The organism is Singulisphaera chitinilytica (assembly GCF_049331405.1).
Taxonomy (GTDB): Bacteria; Planctomycetota; Planctomycetia; order Isosphaerales; family Isosphaeraceae; genus PoT.
The window spans coordinates 6,906,623-6,928,653 of record NZ_CP186274.1; the positions used below are offsets into that span (position 1 = coordinate 6,906,623).

The following is a 22,031-nucleotide window of genomic DNA, read 5'->3' on the forward strand; positions in this document are numbered from 1 at the left end:
TAATCTTCTTTCGATCGAGAGCCGGGGCCCGCATGCCTTTCATGCGGGCCCCGGCTTTCCCGTTGTCGCCTTCGACTCACGGAGTTGCGGGCTTCGCGAAGTGCGACCAGAGGCAGACGGCCATATAGCCGCGCCAGGGCCGGACTCCATCCAGGTCGAGGCCAGGGTGCGTCTCGAAGGCTCGCTTGATGACGAGGTCGGTGCGGGGGAAGGAGTCGGGATCTCCGAGTGCTCGGAGCCCGATATACTCCGCCGTCCAGGGGCCGATGCCGGCCAGGCCCAGGAGCCGTTCCTTCACCCCCTGGATATCCCGGAAGTCGTCGAGGTCGATTGATCCGGAAACGACCGCACGCGAGAGCTCTTGGATCGCTCGCTTCCTCGCCGGGCTCGTCCTGATGGGGGCCAGATCCGCATGCGCGAGGGTCTCGGCGTCAGGGAACAGATAAGGGATATCCTCCGCGATCGGATTCGCCGAGCGCGTCCCGCAGGCCTCGACGAGCTGGCCGACGAGTGCCCGAGCCTGACGCGTGGAGACCAGTTGCCCGAGGATCGTCAGGACCGCTGTCTCGAATGGATCCCACCCACGCGCGATCCTGAGGCCCGGCCGGGATTCCCAGAGCGGGCCGAGGGTTTCATGCTTTCCGAAGCATTCGCCGATGGCGAGTAAGTCGGAATCGAGGTCGAACATCCGCCTGACGCGCTGGACGACGGTGAAGATGACGGCGGGATCATCCACTTCGATCTCGAGCTTGAGTTGCGGCTTTTTCGGATCGTTCGTGACGCGAAAGAGCCCCTGGGCCTCCCCGATCGTGAAGAATCGCCGGTACGAGACCTCATCCACCGCTTCCAAGCCCCGGATCTGGTGGTAGCGGGCAAAGTTGAGCACGCCTTGCCAGTCGAGCGGTGGCCGATACGGCAGGGTCAGCTCGATGGTAGAGCCGTCCTGGACCCGATCCTTTCGCAAGGTGCCGGGCGATTGGCGGAATCGTCGCTCAAAAGCCTCCTCGAATTCTCGCACCCCCGAGCACGTCGCGAGATCGGCGATCGTTTCGATCGGCAGGTTGGTTTCGACGACAAGCTTGCGAGCGAAGTCGATCCGGCAATGGTCGATGACGGCATCCAGGCTCAGACCTGTTTGCCCTTCAAACCAACGTCGTGCCTCGTCGATCTTCATGTTAAACGTGTGGGCGAAGGACGCCGCCACGTCGTCGGGAGCCTTCCCAGCTCTCGTAAATTCGAGCAAGCGCCGGACGAACTCTAACGGGTTTCCCCCAGGCGTGAGCGGAGCATCCTCCGGCCTGCACTTCGAACAGGGACGTAAGCCCGCGGCCTCGGCCTGCAAGGAGTCGCGGAAGATCTCGACGTTCTCGCCTCTTCGTCCTGTGCAGACGGGCCGGCAGTAAATCCCCGTCGACTTGATCCCAAAGAAGAAGAGCCCATCGAAACGAGGGTCTCGCGCGAGCGTGGCCTCCTTGAAGCGATCGACATCGTCAGGACGTGCGTCATTCGAAGGGAGATCAACCGGCATGGAGTCGGAACCTGATCGTAACAGTGGAATTTGAAAAGAAATATGTCATAAAGTGAATAGTTGATTTTGTGATGGATGCCAACGGTTTCACCGCAACTCAAGCCCTACCGACCAGGCTGGCGCCTAAAATGGTAGATTTGTAGCGTTTGTGCATTGTAGGAGGCTCTGCCTCGAAAAACGAGGGAGGTGGAGATAGAGCGATCCTCGAAGTTGGCGTAAGTCCCTGATTTGATGGGCTCTCAAATCTGCCTGCGCCGGGAATCTTGAGGAGCCTCGAAACGTTCGAAGTGATTGATTGCCAGGGTTTGTTGAGCTGGAGTATGATGGCCCGTCCTTGAGTATCATCTGTTCAAGAATAGGGGCCTGGGGCAGTCGCGAAGAAACTGCAGGGAAGACGACGATCAAACAACTCGACCACAACTCCGATTGTCTAGCTTTCGATGGGCACGGGTGGTTGCGTGGGCGACGGACTTCGATGATTCTGGCTCAGATGGGGATCGACTTGCTGGTCTCGACCGCGAAGGACGCGCGATGAAGCGATGCGGGATGACCCTGATCGAAATGCTGGTCGTGATCTCGGTCGTGGGCGTCCTCGCCGTCCTCGCCATCGGTGCCGTGGGGTCGGCGCGTGAGGAGTCCAGGCGGCTCCAGTGCGTCGCCAATCTGAAGCAACTGGCGATCGCCTTCCACTCCTACGCCTCGCACGCCAGGGTCTTCCCCGCCGCTATGGCGGAGGTTATTACGCCGCCTGGAAACGGGCCTCGGGTCGCGTTCTCGCCGTTCGTACCCATCCTGCCGGACCTCGATCGTCGGCCTCTCTATCATGCGCTGAACCTTCAGGCCGCGTCGTCACTCGCGATCGTCGAGATACGAAACCGGACGGTGGCATCCGCCTCGCTCGCGACGTTCCTGTGCCCCTCCGACGGAGTTGGCGATCCCGGAAGGCTCGGGGCGATGAACTATCGCGCGAACCTCGGCTCGGGCCTGGGCAGGACCGAAGGCGAGGTCGGCGTGAAGAACACAGGGGGATTTAGCGCCTTTGCATGGCTGCGGCCCGCCGACTTCAAGGACGGCCTGGCGGAGACGGCGCTGCTGTCGGAGAAGCTCCGGGGCGATGGCGACGACCTCAATTTCGACCCGAGACGCGACTACTGGCACGCCGGCCTGACCCGCGTGCGCGACATGGCGACGGATGTGGCGGTGGCCCGCTGCTCGCACCTTCGCGATAACCCCCCGCCTCATTTCTCCCGAGGCGGTTCAAGCTGGGTCTTCGCCGACTACTATCAGACGTTTTATAATCATGTGATCCGGCCGAACTCCGTCGTCTTCGACTGCACTGCGGCGGGGCCGGTTACGGGGGCGGAAGGCTTCGTCGACGCGGGAATCTTCGCGTCGCGGAGCAACCATCGCGGCCTCATCAATTTGGCCACGGCCGATGGTGCCGTGCATGCCATCAGCGGCACCATCGAGCTACGGATCTGGCGGTCGCTGGGGACTCGGGCCGGCGGCGAGCCCGTCCATGAATCCTATTGATGATGCATCGCTCGTGGAGCGGTGGTGTTCGGCTCATTTGTCGAACGGGAAGACCTTCTTGAAGTCATTCTTCATGCTCACGACCGTCCAGCCTCGGCGGCCGGCCTCTTCCAGGCCTATGTTGAGCGTGCCGATCTTCGTCTGGCGGTCATAGGCGAATTCGCGCCCGGCGTCGTCGTGATGCAGCAGGAGCATAAGACGAGGGCCCGGGCCCGATCCCGTGTACTGGAGCATGGGGACGTCGCCGTCGGAGTTGCCGAATGCCAGGATCGGCCTGCGACCGATGTGTAGGTTGATGTTGATCGGTTTCCCTGGCCCGTCGTCGAAGCTCCCGAGCTCCGGCTGCTTGACCAGCACGAACGATTCGCCCGACGGCTCGAACTTCATCCGGGAACTGCTGCCGATGACCCGCTCGGGCGGGAAGCCGTAGAGGGGCTCTGCCACGCAACGGACGAACTCGATGCCGCCTCCCGTGACCATGTAGGTCGAGAAGCCTCGGGAACGCAGGTAGGTGAGCAACTCCAACTGCGGCTGATAGACGCACTCGACGAACTTGCGTCGGAACCGAGGGTGTTGCGCCGAGTCAAGCCAGGCCGTGGCCGTCGTCCGGAATTCGTCGGTCGTCATCCCGGAATGCGTCGCCGCGAGTAGCTCGGCCAGTTCCTGGTTCCTGAACTTGGCGATCGCCGCCTTATCGTTGTCGACGATGGCCTTGAACACCGGGTTCGTGCCCAGGCTCGGATCCTTGGCGACGAGGGCCCGCACGCGGTCGAAGACGTAAAACCCCTGGACGTACATGGGATGCTCGCACCAGAGCGTCCCGTCATTGTCGAAGGTCGCGATGCGCTCCGCCGGCGGGACGAAGTCGGGCCCCCCTTCCCTCGTCACCCTCTCGACGAAGTCGAGGATCGAGCGCCTGGCCCGACCTTCCTGCCAGGACGGCAGCGGATCCTTGGCGAACTCCTGTGCCCTCGCCTCGGACGTTCCCCACAATCCTAGGGCGAAAATTAGGATGAGTCCGAAGCAATGGATCAAAGGGTTCAAGGAGCCCCCGGAAAGGAGATCGGATCGAAGATTTCTCATTTCTAGGGAAAATTCTTTCATCTTGAGTCGTGCCCAAAGCTTGGAATTTATAGATGGTTGAGAGCTAAAGCATATTTGGTGGAAATTGAGCTACCCGAAAGGATTGGAAGTGATCTTAGCCCATGCCAGGAGAGGGCTCAAGCACCAAGGAAAAGCCCGGAGTCTGGTCTGACCCACCATTTCAGGGCGGACATCGCAAGCGTAAGACTGGCAGTCCGGTTATTATATGGTAAATTTGGGTGATTTGGGTTGATTAGGTTAAATGCGGTATATCTGGTTCGCATTGTGGAGGTCGGATCGATGGGCAAGCGGATGCGACGCGAATTCTTACCGAATTTGGAAAACTGCGAGTCGAGGCTGGCCGCGACGGCGGGGCTGGCCGGCGCCGCGGCGGCCGTGGCCGAGGTCCAGGCGATGGCGGTCGGGCACCAGCGCGTCGCGCATCACCCGTTCCGCGAGCGGGTCCGCCCGGCCTTCCGCTTCCGGAATCGGGTCCAGCCGGAGACGAGCCCGAACTCGATCCCGAATACCCCGCCCATCATCGATGGCTCGGGAACGTTCCACTTCCGGCTCCCGTCCAACTTCCAGGACTGGGGCGTCGTGACCCTCTGGAACAACACGAACACCCAGGTCACTTTCAGCGTCTCGGCCTCGACCTATCAGAACGGCCGGTTCTCGACATTTATCCTCAACAGCGGCCAGCGGCAGTCGTTCTTCGCGCCGGTGGTCAACGGACAAACACCCGTCTTCCAGGTGAGCTTCGACAAGTTCAACCGGTTCCCGACGACGCTGCCGAACGTGAATATCGTCTTCGAGGCGAACACTTACTCGCCGCAGGCGACCGCGGGATGGCCCTACGCCATCAACCTCGGGCTGAACCAGTATTCCGTGGCGCAGATCTGACGCCGGCCCCCGCTCAGAGCGCCGGGCGATGCTTGGGCGGGGGCACGACCGTGTCGATCCAGTACTGGCGGAGGATGGCCACGAGATCCCGATAGCGCGGGAATTCGGCCGGCTTCTGGATGTAGGAGTTCGCGCCGGCCTGGTAGGTCAGGAGCACGTCCTCGTCGCGCCTGGAGGTGGTCAGCACGACCACGGGGATGATCCGGAGGAGCGGGTCGCTCTTGATCTGCGTGAGGACCTGGCAGCCGTCGATGCCGGGGAGGTTGAGGTCGAGCAGGATCAGGTCGGGCGTGAGGTCGACGGGCGTGTCGGGGTTGCGGAGGCGGGTGAGATATTCGAGGGCATGCCGGCCGTCCTGGATGACGGTGAGCTGGTGCTCGATCCTCCCTTCGAAGAGCGCGCGCTCGATGATCTTGGCATCGGCCCGGCTGTCTTCGATCAGGAGGATATGGAAATTAGGGGGCATGCGTCACTTCGTGTTGCGACGAGTGGGCCAGCGGGGGGGTAGGACGGAGGCTGACGAAGAAGGTCGATCCATTTCCGGGCTCGCTCTCCACCCAGATCTTGCCCTTGTGGGCCTGGACGATCTTATTGCAGATGGCCAGGCCCGCGCCCGTCCCTTCGTATTCTTCTCTGGTATGTAGTCGTCGAAAGAGCTGGAAGATTTTGCTGTGGAACTGGGGTTCGATCCCGATTCCATTGTCGCGGACGAAGAGTGTCACCTCCCCGTCCCTCTCGCCGGGGGTCACGCCGACTTCCACCCAGGGCTCGGCCGACTGATTGTACTTGAGGGCGTTCGTCACGAGGTTGGCGACGAGCTGGCCGATCCTCGCGCGATCCCCCCAGAGCATCGGCAAGGGGGTCACCACCCGGATCTCGGCCCCCTTGCTCCGGATCAACTCGCCGAGGTCGGCTCTGACGACTGTCACCACCTCTTCCAGGTTAACAGCCCCGAAGTCGCCTGTCACCCTGCCTGCACGTGAGAGGTTGAGTAATCCAAGAATTAATGCACGCATGCGACGAGAGGCGTCGACGATGTAGCGGACATATTCCTCGCCGTCGGAGTCGAGCCTGTCCCCGTAGTCGCGGAGCAGGAAGTCGGAGAAGGCGGTGAGGGTCCGGAGGGGTTCCTGGAGGTCGTGTGAGACGACGTAGGTGAACTCGTCCATCTCCTTGTTCTTGCGGGAGATCTCGTCGATCGTGCCGGCGAGCTCCTCATTCTTGACCTTGAGCTCGGCTTCGAGGCGATGTCTCGCGGTGACGTCCTGGGCGACGTGCCTCGACTGGAGGAAGCGACCGTCGTACTTCGCGACGACGGTGCCGGTGATCCAGACGTCGATGAGTTCGCCGCTGGCCTTGAGCCACTGGCCGTCGGCCTCCATCGACCCTTTCTCGAGGAACTCGTCGATTCGCGAAGCGAGGGAAAGCCGTCGCGAGTCGGGCAGGAGCATCTCGATCGATCGCCCGAGCAGATCCTTACGCTCGTAGCCGAGCGTGGTCAACAAGGTGTCGTTGACCTCGATGAACCGCCCCTCGCCGTCGAGGCTGAAGTACATCGCCGGGGCGCTCTGGTAGAGGTCGCGGTAGCGATCCTTGAGGTCCTCGAGCTCGCGGTTGATCTCGCGGAGCTGCTCGTTGACGCGAGTCAGCTCGCGGGTCCGGAGCCTCAGCTCGCGCTCGGCGCGGACCTTGTCGGTGACGTCCGTGATGTGGCAGCGCAGGTGGGCGATCGAGAGGTCGGCCGCGTATCTGACGCTGAGGTTCATCTCGATGGCCTTGGGGATCCCCCTGGCCGTCTTGATGCGGACGATCAGGCCGTGGATCTCGCCTCGGGCGAGGGCCTCGTGGAGCTGCTGCTCGACCCGGACCCGGTCCTCGATATGGACCGGGTCGAGGATGGTCCGCCTGCGGAGCTGTTCGAGGTTCCAGCCGAGGAAGTCCTGGGCGCCGGGGCTGGCCTCGAGCCAGCGGAAGTTCTCGGGGTCGAGGCGACAGACCATGTCCATCGCCGAGTATTCCCCCGACTGGTTCCCGTCGTTGGAGTCGTGAATGCTGAAGTCTGTGGCGAGCATGCCGCTGCGGGTCATCGACTCGTTGATGATCCCGGAGTTCGACCCCGGCCGCGCCGGCGCGTACGCCTGGACCGAGGCCGACTGGACATGCTTGGCCCATTTCCTGAGCGAGCGGACCAGCTCCGCCAGCTCCGAGGCGCAGCGAGGGTCGACCAGCGGCCTGGGATCATCGGCGACTCTCTCGATGTCGTGGGAGAGCTTGCCGAGCGGCGCAGACCAGCGCCTCCACTCGCTCCAACGCCAGCATGCGGCGGTCAGCACCAGGCCCAGGAGGTAGACGGGGAGGAGTGCGATCCCCTGCGCGGTTCCCCCCGCGGCGATCGCCGCCCCGATCATGGCGAGCCCGGAGATGACCAGCGCGAGATAGGGGGCGCATCTCGTGAAGAATGAGGCGAACGGGGCGTGGGGCCTGGGTTTGCTGCGGGCCTTCATGGACGGTCTTACGTCACTTCGAGTTGTGGGTTGGCATCCGGCGCCGTCTCCGTCACGGTCGCCGAGTGGCAGGGTAGCCAGAGCGTGAAGCAAGCCCCCCCCGCCGGGATGTTGCAGACGGTGAGCTTGCCGCGCTGCTCCTTGACGATCTCCGAGGCGAGGTAGAGCCCGTAGCCGCTCCCCGACTCCTTCGTGGTGAAGAAGGGCTCGAAGACGCGGTCGAGGTTGGCGGAGGGGATGCCGGGGCCGTCGTCGGCGATCTCGACCGTGACCCACTCCATACCCTCCTCGCAGGCCGACTTGGAGATCTTGACGGCGATCTTGCCGTCCTTGCGCGCCGAGAGGATCGCCTCGTAGGCGTTGCCGAGGAGGTTCAAGAGGACCTGGATCAGCCGCCCTGCGTCCCCGAGTACGGCGGGGACATCATCGGCGGCGACGTCGAGCACGACTCGCCCCGCGCGGGGGTCGGTCCCCTTGAGGAAGAGGTCGGCCGACTCGCGGACCAAGCCTGGTAGGTCGACCTGGGCCATGACCGCCGAGCCGGTGCGGACGGTGGCCATCAGGTGCTCGAGCCTGATTTGCAAGACCCGGGTGTTGCGCAGGATCGGGTCGACCCACTGGAGATGCGGGTCATCGGCCGAGAGCTGGAACCGCATCAGCTCGGCGCTGCCTCGGATCACGGAGAGGGGGCCGCGGATCTCATGCACGATCCCGGCGACGAGCCGCCCGACCTGGACCAGGTGCTCGTTCAGGATCGTCACGGTCGTCATCTGGCGATACTGGATCAGGCGTCGGATGCGGGCGAGGAAGATCTCGCTCGGCGAGTTCTTGGTGACGTAGTCGTCCGCACCCGCCTCTAGGCCCCGGACGACGTCGGCGTCGTCGTCCCTGGTCGTGAGCATGAGGATCGGGATGCCGGCGATCTCGGGGTCGGCGCGGATGGCTCGACAGACCGAGTGGCCATCGGTGTCCGGCAGGTTCACGTCGAGCACGATGGCATGTGGGCGCACTTCGCGCGCCTTGGCGGTGGCTTCTCGCCCCCGCGCGAGCTCGTGGACCGTGTAGCCGGCGCGGGTCAAGAGCGTCCGGAAGAGGGCGCGATCGGATGGACTGTCGTCGACGATCAGGACCGCGCTCATCGGCTGCAACTCCACTGGGAGTAAGCGTTTGCCACGTCAGAACGGTGCTGTTTGGGGTCGGGCCTCCGCGTCAAGACGGATGAGATCCTGGCGGGCGGGATGGTGGACACGTTCCTCGACGACTTCTCAATGCGTATAATACGGCAAATGCCAAGTGAGCGACACCAACGTGCGTCGATTGCAAGGTTATTGGCCGCGGGCGTGTTGATTCCCGTCTTCCGGGATTGCTTTTCCTTCCAGGGTGGGCTCCTTCTCCGGGGTTGGGAAGACCCTTGCACCCGCTCTCGCAACTTTTCCGCGAACCTTAGGGTACGCTCGCTCGTTGCCGTATTTATACAAAGATGATGCCGACGTCCTCCTTCGATTGATCGCTCCAAAAGGGACCAGTTTCGGGTTCTGGGCCTGATCGATCGGGGTAGGGCCTCCGCCTAGGAAGAATATCGGAACATGGTCAGCGCCGTTGCGACTCGGGTGGAAACCGATCCCCTGCCCTTCGACGACTTCCGCAACCTCTCCAACGACGAGCTGGAGCGCCGGATCCTGGCGGTCAAGGCTCGCCTGGGGGACTCGCTGCTCATCCTCGGCCATCACTATCAGCAGGATGAAGTGATCCAGTTCGCCGACCTCCGCGGCGACAGTTACAAGCTCAGCCAGCTCGCCGCGCAGAGCGAGACTTGCCGCTCCATCGTCTTCTGCGGCGTCCACTTCATGGCCGAGACGGCCGACATCCTGTCTCGCCCCGAAGTCGACGTCTACCTGCCCGACATGGCCGCCGGCTGCAGCATGGCGGATATGGCGGACCTCGACGCAGTCGAGGCAGCCTGGTCCGACCTCGGCGAGTTGATTGATACCTCCGATCTGATGCCGGTCACCTATATCAACTCGACGGCCGACCTTAAGTCCTTCTGCGGTCGGCACGGCGGCGTCGTCTGCACGAGCTCCAACGCGAGGGCCGTCCTCGACTGGTCGTTCGCCCAGCGCAAGCGGGTCCTCTTCTTCCCCGACCAGCACCTCGGCCGGAATACCGCCAGGGCGATGGGCATCCCCCTCTCGAAGATGCACGTCTGGGATCCGAGGCTCCCCCTCGGCGGGAACACGCCCGAGGCGATCCAGGACAGCACGGTCCTGCTCTGGAAGGGGCACTGCTCGGTCCATCAAATGTTCAAGCCGGCCCACGTCGCGCAATTCCGCGAGCGGTTCCCTGGCATCAAGGTGCTTGTCCATCCCGAGTGCATGATGTCGGTTGTCGAGGCGGCGGACCTCGTCGGCTCGACCGAGTTCATCCTCAAGACGATCGCCGACGCCCCCGCCGGGTCGACGTGGGCGGTCGGGACGGAGCTGCACCTCGTCCATCGTCTGGCGAAGGAGCATCCCGACAAGTCGATCCATTTCCTCTCGCCCATGGTCTGCATGTGCGCGACGATGTACCGGATCGACCTGCCCCACCTGGCCTGGACGCTCGAGAACCTCGCCCGGGGGACCCCCGTCAACCGGATCAAGGTCCCCGACGACACGGCCCACTGGGGGCGAGTGGCCCTGCAACGGATGCTCGAAATCCACTGAGACCGTCGCATGGAGGCGGGAATGATGCCTTCCCCGGATCCCGCCCCTGCCGCGCCCGAAGGGGCGTGGCTCTGTTCGACCTGCGGCGTCGCCAACCCGGTCGTGACGTACCCGACGGCTTGCGTCGGGTGCGGCGATCCCAGGGATGAGCCCTCGATCAACACGAAGGGCGTTGATGGGGACGCGTCCACGTCCTCGGCTACGGTCGAGGTCCGCCCGCGGCTCCGCGACTCTCTAGCGAGTGTCATCCTCGGGGCCACCTGGCTCTATGCCGCCGCGATCCTCGTCACCCTCGCCCTGATCCACTGGGTCGGCGAGGCCTGGTGGGGGGTGACGGTTCTCCTGTTCGTCCCGCGTTGGGCCTACCTGGCACCAGTGGTCTTACTGGCCGTTTGCAGCGGGATCCTGGGACGGAGATCGCACTGGCTCAAGCAAGGGACCGTGGCCCTGGTCGTCGCAGGGCCCTTGATGGGGTTCTCGCTCCCCGTCCATCGCCTCTGGACCAAGCCGCCGGAGGGGTTCCGGGTCCGGGTCCTGACCTATAACCGAGGGGCCTTGTCCCTCGACGGCGCCAGCTTCGTCGAGATGCTCGAGCGCGAGCGCATCGACCTCATCTGCTTCCAGGAAGGCTTCACGGATACTCCCGAGGTCGAGAACTTCATGAACAAAGGGGGGTGGCACCGCGACAGCACCGGATTCGTGGCCAGCCGGTTCCCGATCGTCGCCGAGATGCCGGCGCTGCCCGACATCTCGACCACGGAAGAACGCTACTCGTCCCGCCTGACCCGGGTCCGGATCAGGACCGAGGCCGGCCACGAGTTCGTCCTGGCCTCGATTCACCTGCCGACGATCCGGCGCGGGCTCGAGCGGCTCATGCGGCGGAACATCAACGGCCTCGAGCTTCATATCCAGTGGTGGGCCCAGGAGCTCGATCGGATGGTGAAGGGGCTCTCCGAGGCGGGGAACACCCCGTTCATCGTGGCCGGGGACTTCAACATGCCCTCCGATGACTCGTCCATGGCCACGCTCAAGACAGCCATGAGGTTCGGTTTCGAGGAGTCGGGCATCGGCTACGGATACACGAGGCCGACGAAGTACCCCTGGTTCCGGATCGACCACATCCTTTCGAGCCCGGAGTGGGTCTTCACCTCATGCTGGGTCGGCGAAGATTGCGGCTCCGATCACCTCCCCGTCCTTGCCGAATTGGTGCTTCCGGGGGCTTCGGCAAGGGATTCCGGGACGCCTCGCTGAGCAAGAGTTTGCGTCTCGGGCGCGCCGATTGCACCCGGTATTCGGCGGAGTTAAGTTTGTGAGATGAAGGGGAGGGGACGGCCGCCGTCGGCCCCACTTCTAGCTCGCGAATTCCCCGCCCCGGGCCCGAAGCCCTGGGGTCGTGCAAGCTCCCGAATCACCAAATTCCCAGGTTTACCGAACGCGTTGTCCGGGCATTGCCGAGTGTCGCTAATGCGGAAGCTCGCATTTCGAACCCGAATCCCCGCGACCCTTTCCGATAACGCCCTCGTGTCCCACTGAGCCACCCTATGTCTATGCCTGCCATCGTTTCAAAGGCCACCAGCACCTCGGTCGACGACATCAACCTGATCGTCAACGCCGAACACTGGAATCCTTTCTCCGTGCTCGGGCCGCATGAGCTCGAGGCAGGCGGTTCGAAAGTGCGCGTGATTCGGGCATATCTGCCCGAGGCGCGTGACGCCTGGTTGGTCGATCTCGAGAAAAATGCACGCGGAGTCAAAATTCCGATGGAGCGAGTCCATCGGGATGGCTTTTTCGAGGTCCTCGTGCTCGATCGATCGGCTCCGTTTGCCTATCGGTTGGCCGTCGAGGACTATGAGGGGCATTACTGGGAGTTCATCGACCCCTATCAGTACGGGCCGGTCCTGACCGACTTCGACCTCCACCTGCTGGGCGAAGGGACGCACTTCCGCAACTTCGAACGCCTCGGCGCCCACTTCCGCGTGATTGATGGAGTCAAGGGGGTCCACTTCGCCGTCTGGGCCCCGAACGCCCAGCGCGTGAGCGTGGTCGGCAACTTCAATCACTGGAACGGCCGACGCCACCCGATGCGATCCTGCGGCGCCACCGGGGTCTGGGAGATCTTCATCCCCGAGTTGACCCAGGGCGAGGTCTACAAGTTCGAGATCAAGAGCCGACACAACAACTACCAGGTCCAGAAGACCGACCCCTACGGCCTCGCCGCCGAGGTCAGGCCGAGGACGGCGTCCATCATCTGGGATGTGACGAAGTTTGCCTGGAACGACAACGCCTGGATGGCCAATCGCGAGAAGACCCAGGGGCTCAACAGCCCGATCGCAGTCTATGAGGTGCACCTCGGTTCCTGGAAGCGGAAGGTCGAGGACGGCAATCGCTTCATGACCTACCGGGAACTCGCGGACGATCTCGTCGAGTACCTCGGGCAGACGAACTTCACGCACATCGAGTTACTGCCCGTCAACGAGCATCCGTTCGACGGCAGTTGGGGCTACCAGCCCGTCGGCTACTTCGCCCCGACCTCGAGGTTCGGCACGCCGGACGACTTCGCCTACTTCGTCGACAAGTTGCACCAGCACGGCTACGGCGTCATCCTCGACTGGGTCCCCGCGCACTTCCCCAGGGACGTCCACGGCCTCGGCTTCTTCGACGGGACCCACCTCTACGAGCACGAGGACCCGAGGCTCGGCGAGCATCGCGACTGGGGCACGAAAATCTTCAACTACGGGCGCCCCGAGGTCCGCAACTTCCTTCTCGGCAACGCCCTCTTCTGGCTCGAGCGCTATCACATCGACGGCTTGCGGGTCGACGCCGTGGCCTCGATGCTCTACCTCGATTACTCGAGGAAGGAAGGCGAGTGGATCCCCAACGTCTTCGGCGGCAATGAGAACCTCGAGGCCATCGACTTCATCAAGAAGCTCAACGAACTCTGCCACCAGGAACACCCTGGGGTCCTGACAATCGCCGAGGAGTCGACGAGCTGGTCGGGCGTCTCGCGGCCGACCTATCTCGGCGGCCTCGGGTTCAGCCTGAAGTGGAACATGGGCTGGATGAACGACACCCTCGCCTACATGGAGAAGGATCCCGTCTATCGCAAGTATTCGCACGGCGGCCTGACCTTCAGCCTGATCTATGCGTTCAATGAGAACTTCATGCTGCCGCTCTCGCACGACGAGGTCGTGCATGGCAAGAAGTCGCTCCTTGACAAGATGCCGGGGGACCTCTGGCAGAAGTTCGCCAACCTCCGCCTGCTCTACGGCTACATGTACGGCCACCCGGGCAAGAAGCTCCTGTTCATGGGGGATGAGTTCGCGCAGTGGCGGGAATGGACCCACGACCAGAGCCTCGACTGGCACCTGCTCGATTGGCGCGATCACCAGGGGATCAAGAACCTCGTCAGCGACCTGAACGGCCTCTACCGCGAGAACCCGCCTCTCTACGAGGTCGACTTCGACTGGCAAGGGTTCGAGTGGCTCGAGCTGCACGACTGGGAGAACAGCGTCCTGGCGTTCATGCGGCGCGGTCGCGATCCGAACGACTCGATTGTTGTCGTCTGCAACTTCACGCCTGTCGTCCGCGAGGACTATCGGATCGGCGTGCCGAGCGGCGGCTTCTATCGCGAGATCATGAATACCGACTCCGAGCGGTACGGCGGCTCCAACGTCGGCAACGCCGGGGGCGTCTGGGCCCGCCAGGAACCACACGGCGGGCAGCCTTACCAGATCTCGCTCAAGGTCCCTCCGCTGGGCGTCCTCTTCCTGAAGACCCCCGCCGTTTCCTGAGCCGGTTTCGGATAGAATGAGCCATCCAACGCGGGAGCGTACCAGGATCCCCTGGCCTCGCTCCCGCGCTTTATCCACACCCTATCCGAAATCCGCGGGCGAGCCCTGACGACAATGTCGGACGATCCACTCCGACTGTACGACCCGAGGAATGGCGACCTCTCCCTGAGGATCGCGAGCCTCGAGCCCGACGAACTGCCTCTCCATCCGCAACGCTTCAACACCTTCAGCCTCTACTGGATCCAGGGAGGCTCCGGAACCTTCTGGGCCGACGCGACGCAGTATCGCTTCGACCCCGGCGTCATCCTCTTCTTCGTGCCATATCAAGGGGTGCGGATCATCCCCGACGCGGCCGTCGGCGGTCGGGTCATCCAGTTCCATGCCAATTTCCTCTGCATCGAGACCCATCACGAGGAGGTCGGCTGCAACGGCGTCCTTTTCAATGACGTCTACGGCGAGCCGATGGTCCGCGTTGATGAGGGGCACGCGAGGGAGTTCGCCGTCCTGATCGAGAGCATGAGGTCCGAGCTGGAACAGTGCGGGCTCGCCCACGCCGAGATCCTGCTCTCGTACCTCAAGATCCTGCTCGTCAAGGCGACGCGGCTGAAGTGCGAGCAGCAGGTGATCTCATCCGAATCCCCCGCGCGGAGGCCGAAGGCCCTCGACGACCTCCGGCTCCTCATCGAGGATCACTTCCGCGACGAGCACAGCCCGACTTTCTACGCGAATCGGCTCCACCTGGCCACGAAGTCGCTGGCCAAGCTCGTGAAGACGCATCATCACAAGACCCCCACTCAACTGATCCGCGAGCGGGTCATGCGGCAGGCGAAGTGGGACCTCCTGCACACCTTGAAGCCCGTGAAGCAGATCGCCGCCGAGGTCGGGTTCGAGGATGAGCTCTACTTCAGCCGGCTCTTCAAGCAGGCCACGGGATGCTCGCCGACCTTCTTCCGCGAGTTCGAGACAAGGATCCGTGACGGCAAGAACGTCTGGGTTCCCTGACTCGCGACTTTCGTCCATGCCCTGGCGTCTTCCCTCCATTCGTCCTGCCCCGTCGCCTCTCTAGCATAGAGGCATGGCCGAGGTCGAGCGATCTCCGCGAGGGAGTGGCCGAGGCCGGAGGACTCGCAACGAAGGCAGGTGGAAGATGATCACGTCGCTGTTCGAATGGGCCTCGCGTGCCGACCGCCTGGGGATCGCCGCGACCCGCGTGGGCCTGGTCGTCGTCCTGGTCTGGATCGGGAGCCTGAAGGCCGCGCCTTATGAGGCCGACGGGATCGTCCCTTTCGTCGCCAACAGCCCGTTCATGAGCTTCTTCTACGGCCACAAGGCCCCGGAATACAAGCAGCATATGAACAAGGAAGGGGCTGTCGTCCCCGCCAACCACGACTGGCACGTCAAGAATCATACGTACCTGTTCGCGTATAGCCTCGGCTCCGTGATCGTCGCCTACGGCCTGATGATCGCCCTGCACCCCTTGCTCCCCCAGGTCTCGGCGTTCGGAAGCTTCATGGTCGTCGTGATGTCGTTCGTGACCCTCTCCTTCCTGATCACCACGCCGGAGTGCTGGGTCCCTGACCTGGGAGGGCCCAACCACGGTTTCCCCTATCTGGCGGGGCCGGGAAGGCTCGTCATCAAGGACGCGATCATGATGGGGGCCGCGATCGTGACGATGGCGGACTCGGCCAAGGCCTATCTGCGGAAGCGGGCGGCGAAGGGTCTGTGAGTGGCGAGGGAAGGCGTTGAGCTTGCAAGCCAGGCCTGACGTTCCAGGCATTCGGCTTGAGGTGAGAATGGAGCGAGGAGCGGAGGCAGGGCGTCAGCGGCGGTCGTCGGCGAAGTCATCGAGCCTGGGGGAGTTTTTCGAGCCGCCCCCCTTCCCCTTGGCCGCGGGGACCTCGGGCATCCGCATGACCTGGGGGATGACCTCGGCGATGGTGACATCCCACTGCATCTGGCCGATCGCGACGACCGCCGTCTTCTTGCGAGTGTCGATCTTCACGACCCGCCCCGGGCGGTCGTAGCCGAACCTCGGGACGACGACGCGGTCGCCCGGCTGGAGTCTGGCGCGGGCATCCTCGAGCCTCGCGTCGTTCTCGGCCTGGACCTGCAGGTCGGTCAGGCGTTGCTTGAGGACCTCGCGACTGCGTTCGGCCTCGACCTGGGCCGCAAGCGCCGCCTGGCGGGCGTCCTCGGCCTCCTTGCGGACCTTCTGGAGGATCTCGAGCTCGGGGACGTCCTTGCCGCGTCCCTGGGCCAGGTAGCTCGAGGCCCTCGCCACGATGTGCTCGGGCAGGCTCAGACGCCTGGCGATCTGGAGGGCGTTGGACTGGCCGATGTCGCCGATGTGGAGGCGATAGCGCGGCTGCAAGGTCTCGAGGTCGAACTCGACGGCCGCGTTCTCGGCCCTCGGATTCGTGAAGGCGTAGGTCTTGAGGTCGCCGATGTGCGTCGTCACGATCGCGCGACAGCCGATGCTGTCGAGCTCGTCGAGGATCGCTCGCCCGAGCGCCGCGCCCTCGGCGGGGTCGGTGCCGGCACCCATCTCGTCCAGCAAGACGAGCGAGCGCTCGGTGGCCTTCGAGAGGAGTTCCGAGACGCGCCTGATGTGCGACGAGAAGGTCGAGAGCGATTGCTCGAGGCTCTGTTCGTCGCCGATGTCGGCGAAGACGCCGTCGAGAACCGGGAGCTGTGACCCCTGGTGCGCCGGGACGTGCAACCCCGCCTGGGCCATGAGCGCGAGCAGCCCCACCGTCTTGAGGGCCACCGTCTTGCCCCCGGTGTTCGGACCCGTGACGACCATGATCTGGAACCGGAGCCCCAGATGGATGTCGATGGGGACGACCGTCTTCGCGGGCCCGGGCGGTGCCTTCACCGCCGGCTCGGTCGCGACGGCCTCCGTCTCCGAACTCGTGTCCGCCGCGATGACTTCCGGCTCTCGATAGAGCGCAGGATCCTTGCGGAAGAGGGCTTCGAGCAGAGGGTGGCGGGCGCCTCGCAATGCGAGCTTCCCCTCGTCATTGAAGTCGGGGGGCGTCATCCGATAGTCGAGACTGTAGCGACCCCGGGCGTGGATCAGATCGAGATCCGCGCAGGTCTCGAGCGTGCCGAGGAGCGACTCCGCGACCTGGCCGACCTGGGCACTCAGCCAGCGCAGGATGCGCCGGATTTCCTTGGCCTCTCGCGATCGTAGGAACGAGAGCTGGGCCGATTGCTCGGCGATGGCCTGCGGCTCGACGTAGACGGTCTCGTTGCTGGCGCTCGTGCGATGGACCGACCCCTGGATCTCGCCGCGATGCTCCTTGGCGATCGGCAGGACGTAGTGGTGCCCGACCATCGTGAAGTTCGGATAGCGCAGGATGCGCTTGATCTCGTTCGAGCGGAGCATCCTCCGCAGGGTTTCCTGGATCCTCTCCTCGACCTGCTCGATCTCCCGACGGATCGATGAAAGCTTCCGGCTGGCGGTGTCGAGGATCTTGGCCCGGCTATCGAGGCAGGACTCGATCGCGCTGATGACGCCGGAGAATTCGCCGACGCTGCCGCGGAGCCCGCCGAGCCTGGGGAACTCATCCCCGATTCGCGAGAGCCACTGATCGAGGTTGGTGATCGCGCGGAGCGACTCGGCCGCCTCGGCGAGTTCCTCGGCTTCGAGCATCCCGCCGATCTGGGCGCGACGGACGTTGGCGCGGATGTCGCGGAGGCCGCCGAACGGAGGGGCGAGGCCGCTCGAGAGCGCCTCGGCCATTTCGGTGGTGAAGGCCTGGAGGGTCCGGATCTCGGCGGCGTCGCTGCGCGGCTCCATGCGCGAGGCCAGGTCCTTGCCGAGCGAGCAGGCCGCGCGTGCGGCGACCAGCGTCCGGATCTTATTGAACTCCAGGAGCTCTAGCGTATGCGTATCCACGTTCCCCTCGCGTCGGCTTCGAAACTATCGGAACCCGGACGCCCGCGTGCCGGCCGGTTTCCTGGCGACACGGCAACAAGCGTCAAGGTTCGCGTTCGCACGAGGCCATTATGTCACGACGAGGGGCCGGGCGACCACGCCGACTTGGCCATCATCCCTCGACAAGCCGCGAGGTCGACGCATGGGGACGTCGACCTCGATCGGACTGAGCCGCGTCGGGGGAGCTACTCGGGGATCTTCAACCCTTTCGGCTCCTCGAGGAGCGCGGCGGGTACGCGAGGCTTGGGCGGATAGGAGGGCTCTTCGATCGGATGAGTCTGCACGGGGGGCGTGTTCGCGACCGGCAGTTCCGGAGGCGTCTGGAGCTCGGCTGTGAGGGCCTTGCGCCACTCCGCGGGATCGACCCCCGCATTCTTGCGCGTGATCGACTTCAGGGCGTTGACCGAGGCGAGGCGGATCGCCGGGTCGTCGTTTTCCATCCCGCCGATCAGCATCTCGAGGATCCTGGAGTCGTGCGGCTTGAGGTCGCCGAGCCCCTCGATGGCGGCGATCCGGCAGTCTTCCAGGCCGTCCATCGTCATGACCCGGACGAGGATCGTGCCGTCCTCGGGGTTCCCGACCTTGCCCAGCGCCCGGCAGGCCTGGACCCGGACGATCGCGTCATTGTCGCTGATCATCTTGATCAGGATCTCGCGCGACTGCTTATCCTTGAGGTCGCCCAGCGTCCGGCAGATGACCGCTCGCGTGGCGACCGGTTCCTTGCCTTCCTCGAGCTTCTTGACCAGCATGCGGACCGCCGTCGCCTTCTGCTCGCCGTCGTCGTAACAGTTCGGCGAGGCGAGCTTCTGGTAGGCGAGGAAGCGCTCGTTCGGATCCGGGTCGGAATCGATCTGCTTCAGGAACGACTTGGCCGTCGTCCCCTTGAAGCCCGTGCAGCCGGCGAGTGACGAAGCCGCCAGGATAGCCGCGGCCGCCCACATCCGCATCATGCCGCGACGATTTGGAGAACTGTCATCCATGACCGTATCGCCTCATCCCACAATCCTTGTGGGTCTCGTGTCCGACTTTGCGGGAGCATCGAGGTGGATAAGACGCAGCGGCCCGAGTACCCGGAGAGCGATGGGGGAGAGCCTCCGCGTCGATTTATCGCGGCATCTTAGTCGGAACCGCCAACTCGGCCAAGGTCAAGTCAGCCCAACCGCGCGCCTTTCACATGTCGAATGAGTTGGACTCGTGCCAAGGGAAGGTCACTGCGGCAATAGCCGCCGATTGTCGATTTTCCCTCAAGTTTCAGATCAATGACTCCGGCCTCGGCTCCCGACCCTCCGGAGGGCTACTGGCTCCCCTTCCCGATTGAGCCTCGAGAGACGGACATCGCGATTCCTCCTCACCCAATCAAGCCCTCAACCGCCGGCGAGGTTGCGTGACGCAGGGCACCCGTCGACCGGCCTCGGCACGGGAAATCGCAGCAACATCTCTCAACGTGGGAATCCAGGCGTTCGATGCCCGGGCGAATGGCAGGGGCCGGTGATGACCATTATGATGAGGGCCTCGAGGGCGGCCGTCCTGCCCGAGAATTGCTTCAGAGCCCGAAGGAGAGAATGGGATGTCTGAGAACGTCAACCGTCGGACCTTCCTGTCCGTGAGCGCCGCGGCGAGCCTCGGCGCCGCCGCGATGGGAGCCGCGCCTCGGAAGCCGGTGGGGACGGCACGACCCATCGTGGTCTCGAGCTCCAACGGCTTGAAGACCGTCGAGAAGGCGATGGAGCTGATCCGCGCCGGGGCCGACCCGCTCGACGCCGCGATCGAAGGGGTGGCCATCGTCGAGGCCGACCCCGAGGAGCACACCGTCGGCCTTGGCGGCATCCCCAACGAGGACGGGGTCGTCGAGCTCGACGCGGCCGTCATGCACGGGCCGTCGCACGGCGGAGGCGCGGTCGCCTCGCTCCGCAACATCATGCACCCCGCAGCCGTGGCCAGGCTCGTCATGAAGCGGACAGACCACTGCCTGCTCGTCGGCGAAGGGGCCCTGAGGTTTGCCAGGGCTCACGGCGTCCCCGAGACGAACCTCCTCACCGAGGAGGCACGCGAGATCTGGCTGCACTGGAAGGAGACGAACGGCAAGGACAGCGACTGGATCGCGCCCCCGAATGAGGAGCTCTCGCCCGCCGTCCGCAAGTTCTTCGGGATTCGGGAGACCGGCACGATCCACTGCTCGGCGCTCGACACCCATGGGAACCTCGGGTGCGTCACCACTACGTCGGGGCTCTTCTACAAGATTCCCGGGCGCGTTGGTGACTCCCCGATCCTGGGCGCCGGGCTCTTCCTCGACAATGAAGTCGGCTCGGCCGGATCGACGGGCCGAGGGGAGGCGAATTTGCTCAACCTTTCAAGCCACACAATCGTCGAGGCCATGCGACGGGGTCTCAACCCCAAGGACGCGGTCATCGAGGCGTGCAAGCGCATCGCCGCGACCAACCGCAATCCCCGATTGCGCGACGCGAAGGGGAGGCCGAACTTCCAGGTTAAGTTCTACTGCATCTCGAAGGACGGGAAGTACGCGGGCGGCAGCCTCTGGGCTGGTGCCAAGATGGCCTTGCACGACGGCGAGTCGGCTCGCCTCGTGGACTGCACGCCGCTTTATGACGAGGTGCTCCCCGAGTGATCGGGAAGGTTGATAATCGGATCGGGGAACCCGAGGGCAGCCTCGGGTCTCCATCGGATCGAGCGGCTTCGCTCACTTCGCCGCGGGCCCCCGATTCTCGACGAGGCCCGATGCGCCCCGGGTCGGGGCGCCTGCGAGGGGGCGACGGACTCGGCCATTGCTGCGAGACGTGAGTCACGAAGAGATGTGCTTCTCGCCAGCCTTCGAGACGTGGTAGCGGAGGTGTCCGCTCACCTTGTCCTTCGCGCCCTTCTTGATCAGCTTCTTGCCGGCCAGGGCCTCGAGAGCCTTGGCCTCGGCCTTCTTGTCGGCGAGGTAGCCCGTTTCCTTGGTGCCGTGCACGGTCTTCAGCAGCTCGAGCTGACGGTCGGTCAGCTTCACGACGGCGGCCTTCTTCGGCGCGACCTTCTTCGCGGCCGGGGCGGCGGCCTTCGTCTCGGTGCTCTTCGGGGTGCCGGCCTTCGACGTGGTGGCGGGGGCGACGACGGGTGCCGCCGCGGCCTTCTTGGTCGCCTTCGGCGCCGCGACCTTCTTCTCGGCCTTCGGGGCGGCAGCGGCCTTCGGGGCGGCCGTCGCGGCGGGTGCCGCCTTGGCGGCGGTCTTCTTGGGGGTGGCCTTCGCCGGGGCGGCGGCCTTGGTGCTCGTCTTCGTCGCAGCCTTCTTCTTCACCGCCATCGCTTCGAACCCTCGTCTCATGAGAATGAATTGCTGGAGACCGGATTCACTGCCCCCGATCTCGCCCGTCCTTTCATAGCGAAATATAACAGGACCGGGAAGTCGAAGATGTGTCCGCCGGCAGGGGTTTACGGCGATAGCAGCGGCCGATGCCCCCTCGGACGACGACGTCAATATGACGTGAAAGTGTAATCGAATCGATATTTCGGAAATGCGAGCGAATTTTCAATTCGCGATTCCAAGGAAATGATCGCAATTTTTCCGGGGAATTTTCAGGGCGTGCCCTCCGAGGTCGCGAGACCGTCGGTCTTATCCTGACCTCGATGTCTTGAGAGCATCTCTATGGTTCGGGTTGTGATGGCACTTCGAAAAAATTTTTCGCGAGGCTCCCATTTTTTCGTCGCGCGATCACCTGGACGAGCCTTTCGATGAGACGATCGAGGGAGCGCTCGCGCCTCGTGTCGCGCGAGAGGTCATCATCGCGATGCGTGTTCGAGGTCTCCTGCGACGATCGCGAGCGAGCTTCGAACCCCACCCCTCAACACCTTCTCGTGGGCTTCGATGAGGGCTCGTGTCTGACTCGGCTCGCGAGGAGATCAGGGTGCAAAGCTTTCCTCGTCTGGCCAGATTTACGGGCGTTTCGGGCGAAGAGCACCGGCGAGTAAATATGGTGAAGTGCCTGTTTAAAGCATGGGATCGACTCGCCGGCGACGATCAACGAAGGGGGTCGTTCTGATCGCGCGGGC

At 64.0% G+C, this 22,031-nt stretch carries 16 protein-coding genes and 1 pseudogene; 8 read left to right on the plus strand and 9 right to left on the minus strand.

Going from position 1 to position 22,031, the window contains the following annotated elements:
- Positions 1-76: 76 nt before the first annotated feature.
- Both ACOYYX_RS27065 and ACOYYX_RS27070 read right to left on the minus strand, forming a co-directional pair.
- Positions 77-1,204 carry an AlkA N-terminal domain-containing protein gene (locus ACOYYX_RS27065; protein WP_422931668.1) on the minus strand — a complete coding sequence of 376 codons (1,128 nt, stop codon included), beginning with the start codon at positions 1,202-1,204 and terminating at the stop codon, positions 77-79.
- A gap of 147 nt (positions 1,205-1,351) precedes the next feature.
- Positions 1,352-1,528, minus strand: a pseudogene (locus ACOYYX_RS27070) (Ada metal-binding domain-containing protein); the annotation flags it as partial.
- A gap of 531 nt (positions 1,529-2,059) precedes the next feature.
- Between ACOYYX_RS27070 and ACOYYX_RS27075 the strand changes: the two are divergent.
- Complete coding sequence (locus ACOYYX_RS27075) at positions 2,060-3,061, plus strand: DUF1559 domain-containing protein (protein WP_422925497.1); 1,002 nt, start codon at positions 2,060-2,062, stop codon at positions 3,059-3,061.
- A 33-nt stretch (positions 3,062-3,094) separates the two neighbouring features.
- Here ACOYYX_RS27075 and ACOYYX_RS27080 read toward each other — a convergent pair whose 3' ends face one another.
- Positions 3,095-4,054 (minus strand): HAD family hydrolase, encoded by a 960-nt coding sequence (locus ACOYYX_RS27080; RefSeq protein ID WP_422925499.1) that lies wholly within the window; start codon positions 4,052-4,054, stop codon positions 3,095-3,097.
- 390 nt (positions 4,055-4,444) lie between these two features.
- On the opposite strand from ACOYYX_RS27080, the gene ACOYYX_RS27085 reads away from it, so the two are divergent.
- The gene (locus ACOYYX_RS27085) at positions 4,445-5,047 is read left to right on the plus strand and encodes a hypothetical protein (RefSeq protein ID WP_422925501.1); all 603 of its coding nucleotides are present in this window, start codon (positions 4,445-4,447) and stop codon (positions 5,045-5,047) included.
- Positions 5,048-5,060: 13 nt separating this feature from the next.
- Here ACOYYX_RS27085 and ACOYYX_RS27090 read toward each other — a convergent pair whose 3' ends face one another.
- The 3 genes from ACOYYX_RS27090 to ACOYYX_RS27100 are packed head-to-tail and all read right to left on the minus strand — an operon-like array spanning position 5,061 to position 8,690.
- Entirely contained in the window at positions 5,061-5,513 is a 453-nt protein-coding gene (locus tag ACOYYX_RS27090; RefSeq protein ID WP_422925503.1) for a response regulator, read from the minus strand.
- Positions 5,503-7,551 (minus strand): sensor histidine kinase, encoded by a 2,049-nt coding sequence (locus ACOYYX_RS27095; RefSeq protein WP_422925505.1) that lies wholly within the window; start codon positions 7,549-7,551, stop codon positions 5,503-5,505. Before ACOYYX_RS27095 ends, ACOYYX_RS27090 begins: the two co-directional genes overlap by 11 nt.
- Positions 7,552-7,559: 8 nt before the next feature.
- On the minus strand, positions 7,560-8,690 hold the full coding sequence (locus tag ACOYYX_RS27100) for a sensor histidine kinase (RefSeq protein WP_422925507.1): 1,131 nt from the start codon (positions 8,688-8,690) through the stop codon (positions 7,560-7,562).
- A gap of 447 nt (positions 8,691-9,137) precedes the next feature.
- On the opposite strand from ACOYYX_RS27100, the gene nadA reads away from it, so the two are divergent.
- From nadA to ACOYYX_RS27125, 5 genes are all read left to right on the plus strand, one after another.
- Entirely contained in the window at positions 9,138-10,253 is a 1,116-nt protein-coding gene (gene nadA / locus ACOYYX_RS27105; protein WP_422925509.1) for a quinolinate synthase NadA, read from the plus strand.
- A 21-nt stretch (positions 10,254-10,274) separates the two neighbouring features.
- Positions 10,275-11,504 carry an endonuclease/exonuclease/phosphatase family protein gene (locus ACOYYX_RS27110; protein ID WP_422925511.1) on the plus strand — a complete coding sequence of 410 codons (1,230 nt, stop codon included), beginning with the start codon at positions 10,275-10,277 and terminating at the stop codon, positions 11,502-11,504.
- A gap of 290 nt (positions 11,505-11,794) precedes the next feature.
- Positions 11,795-14,044 (plus strand): 1,4-alpha-glucan branching protein GlgB, encoded by a 2,250-nt coding sequence (glgB, locus tag ACOYYX_RS27115; protein WP_422925513.1) that lies wholly within the window; start codon positions 11,795-11,797, stop codon positions 14,042-14,044.
- 114 nt (positions 14,045-14,158) lie between these two features.
- Positions 14,159-15,046 (plus strand): helix-turn-helix domain-containing protein, encoded by an 888-nt coding sequence (locus ACOYYX_RS27120; RefSeq protein WP_422925515.1) that lies wholly within the window; start codon positions 14,159-14,161, stop codon positions 15,044-15,046.
- Positions 15,047-15,191: 145 nt separating this feature from the next.
- The gene (locus ACOYYX_RS27125; RefSeq protein ID WP_422925517.1) at positions 15,192-15,770 is read left to right on the plus strand and encodes a DUF417 family protein; all 579 of its coding nucleotides are present in this window, start codon (positions 15,192-15,194) and stop codon (positions 15,768-15,770) included.
- A 93-nt stretch (positions 15,771-15,863) separates the two neighbouring features.
- On the opposite strand, the gene ACOYYX_RS27130 is transcribed toward ACOYYX_RS27125, so the two are convergent.
- The gene (locus ACOYYX_RS27130) at positions 15,864-17,945 is read right to left on the minus strand and encodes an endonuclease MutS2 (protein ID WP_422925519.1); all 2,082 of its coding nucleotides are present in this window, start codon (positions 17,943-17,945) and stop codon (positions 15,864-15,866) included.
- A gap of 224 nt (positions 17,946-18,169) precedes the next feature.
- Positions 18,170-18,964, minus strand: coding sequence for a HEAT repeat domain-containing protein (locus ACOYYX_RS27135; protein WP_422925521.1), 795 nt, complete (start codon positions 18,962-18,964; stop codon positions 18,170-18,172).
- Between the two features lie 587 nt (positions 18,965-19,551).
- Between ACOYYX_RS27135 and ACOYYX_RS27140 the strand changes: the two genes are divergently transcribed.
- A complete protein-coding gene (locus ACOYYX_RS27140) occupies positions 19,552-20,610 on the plus strand; it encodes a N(4)-(beta-N-acetylglucosaminyl)-L-asparaginase (RefSeq protein WP_422925523.1) in 1,059 nt (352 codons plus the stop codon).
- Positions 20,611-20,784: 174 nt separating this feature from the next.
- Here the strand turns inward: ACOYYX_RS27140 and ACOYYX_RS27145 are convergent, their stop codons facing one another.
- The gene (locus ACOYYX_RS27145) at positions 20,785-21,306 is read right to left on the minus strand and encodes a hypothetical protein (RefSeq protein WP_422925525.1); all 522 of its coding nucleotides are present in this window, start codon (positions 21,304-21,306) and stop codon (positions 20,785-20,787) included.
- Positions 21,307-22,031 lie beyond the last annotated feature (725 nt).

Bases quoted from the DNA above. Each gene is read 5' to 3' on its own strand.
- nadA (WP_422925509.1), top strand. From the start codon at position 9,138: ATGGTCAGCGCCGTTGCGACTCGGGTGGAAACCGATCCCCTGCCCTTC.
- ACOYYX_RS27100 (WP_422925507.1), bottom strand. From the start codon at position 8,690: ATGAGCGCGGTCCTGATCGTCGACGACAGTCCATCCGATCGCGCCCTC.
- ACOYYX_RS27095 (WP_422925505.1), bottom strand. From the start codon at position 7,551: ATGAAGGCCCGCAGCAAACCCAGGCCCCACGCCCCGTTCGCCTCATTC.
- ACOYYX_RS27085 (WP_422925501.1), top strand. From the start codon at position 4,445: ATGGGCAAGCGGATGCGACGCGAATTCTTACCGAATTTGGAAAACTGC.
- ACOYYX_RS27120 (WP_422925515.1), top strand. From the start codon at position 14,159: ATGTCGGACGATCCACTCCGACTGTACGACCCGAGGAATGGCGACCTC.
- ACOYYX_RS27140 (WP_422925523.1), top strand. From the start codon at position 19,552: ATGTCTGAGAACGTCAACCGTCGGACCTTCCTGTCCGTGAGCGCCGCG.
- ACOYYX_RS27135 (WP_422925521.1), bottom strand. From the start codon at position 18,964: ATGGATGACAGTTCTCCAAATCGTCGCGGCATGATGCGGATGTGGGCG.
- glgB (WP_422925513.1), top strand. From the start codon at position 11,795: ATGTCTATGCCTGCCATCGTTTCAAAGGCCACCAGCACCTCGGTCGAC.
- ACOYYX_RS27110 (WP_422925511.1), top strand. From the start codon at position 10,275: ATGATGCCTTCCCCGGATCCCGCCCCTGCCGCGCCCGAAGGGGCGTGG.
- ACOYYX_RS27125 (WP_422925517.1), top strand. From the start codon at position 15,192: ATGATCACGTCGCTGTTCGAATGGGCCTCGCGTGCCGACCGCCTGGGG.
- ACOYYX_RS27145 (WP_422925525.1), bottom strand. From the start codon at position 21,306: ATGAGACGAGGGTTCGAAGCGATGGCGGTGAAGAAGAAGGCTGCGACG.
- ACOYYX_RS27075 (WP_422925497.1), top strand. From the start codon at position 2,060: ATGAAGCGATGCGGGATGACCCTGATCGAAATGCTGGTCGTGATCTCG.
- ACOYYX_RS27090 (WP_422925503.1), bottom strand. From the start codon at position 5,513: ATGCCCCCTAATTTCCATATCCTCCTGATCGAAGACAGCCGGGCCGAT.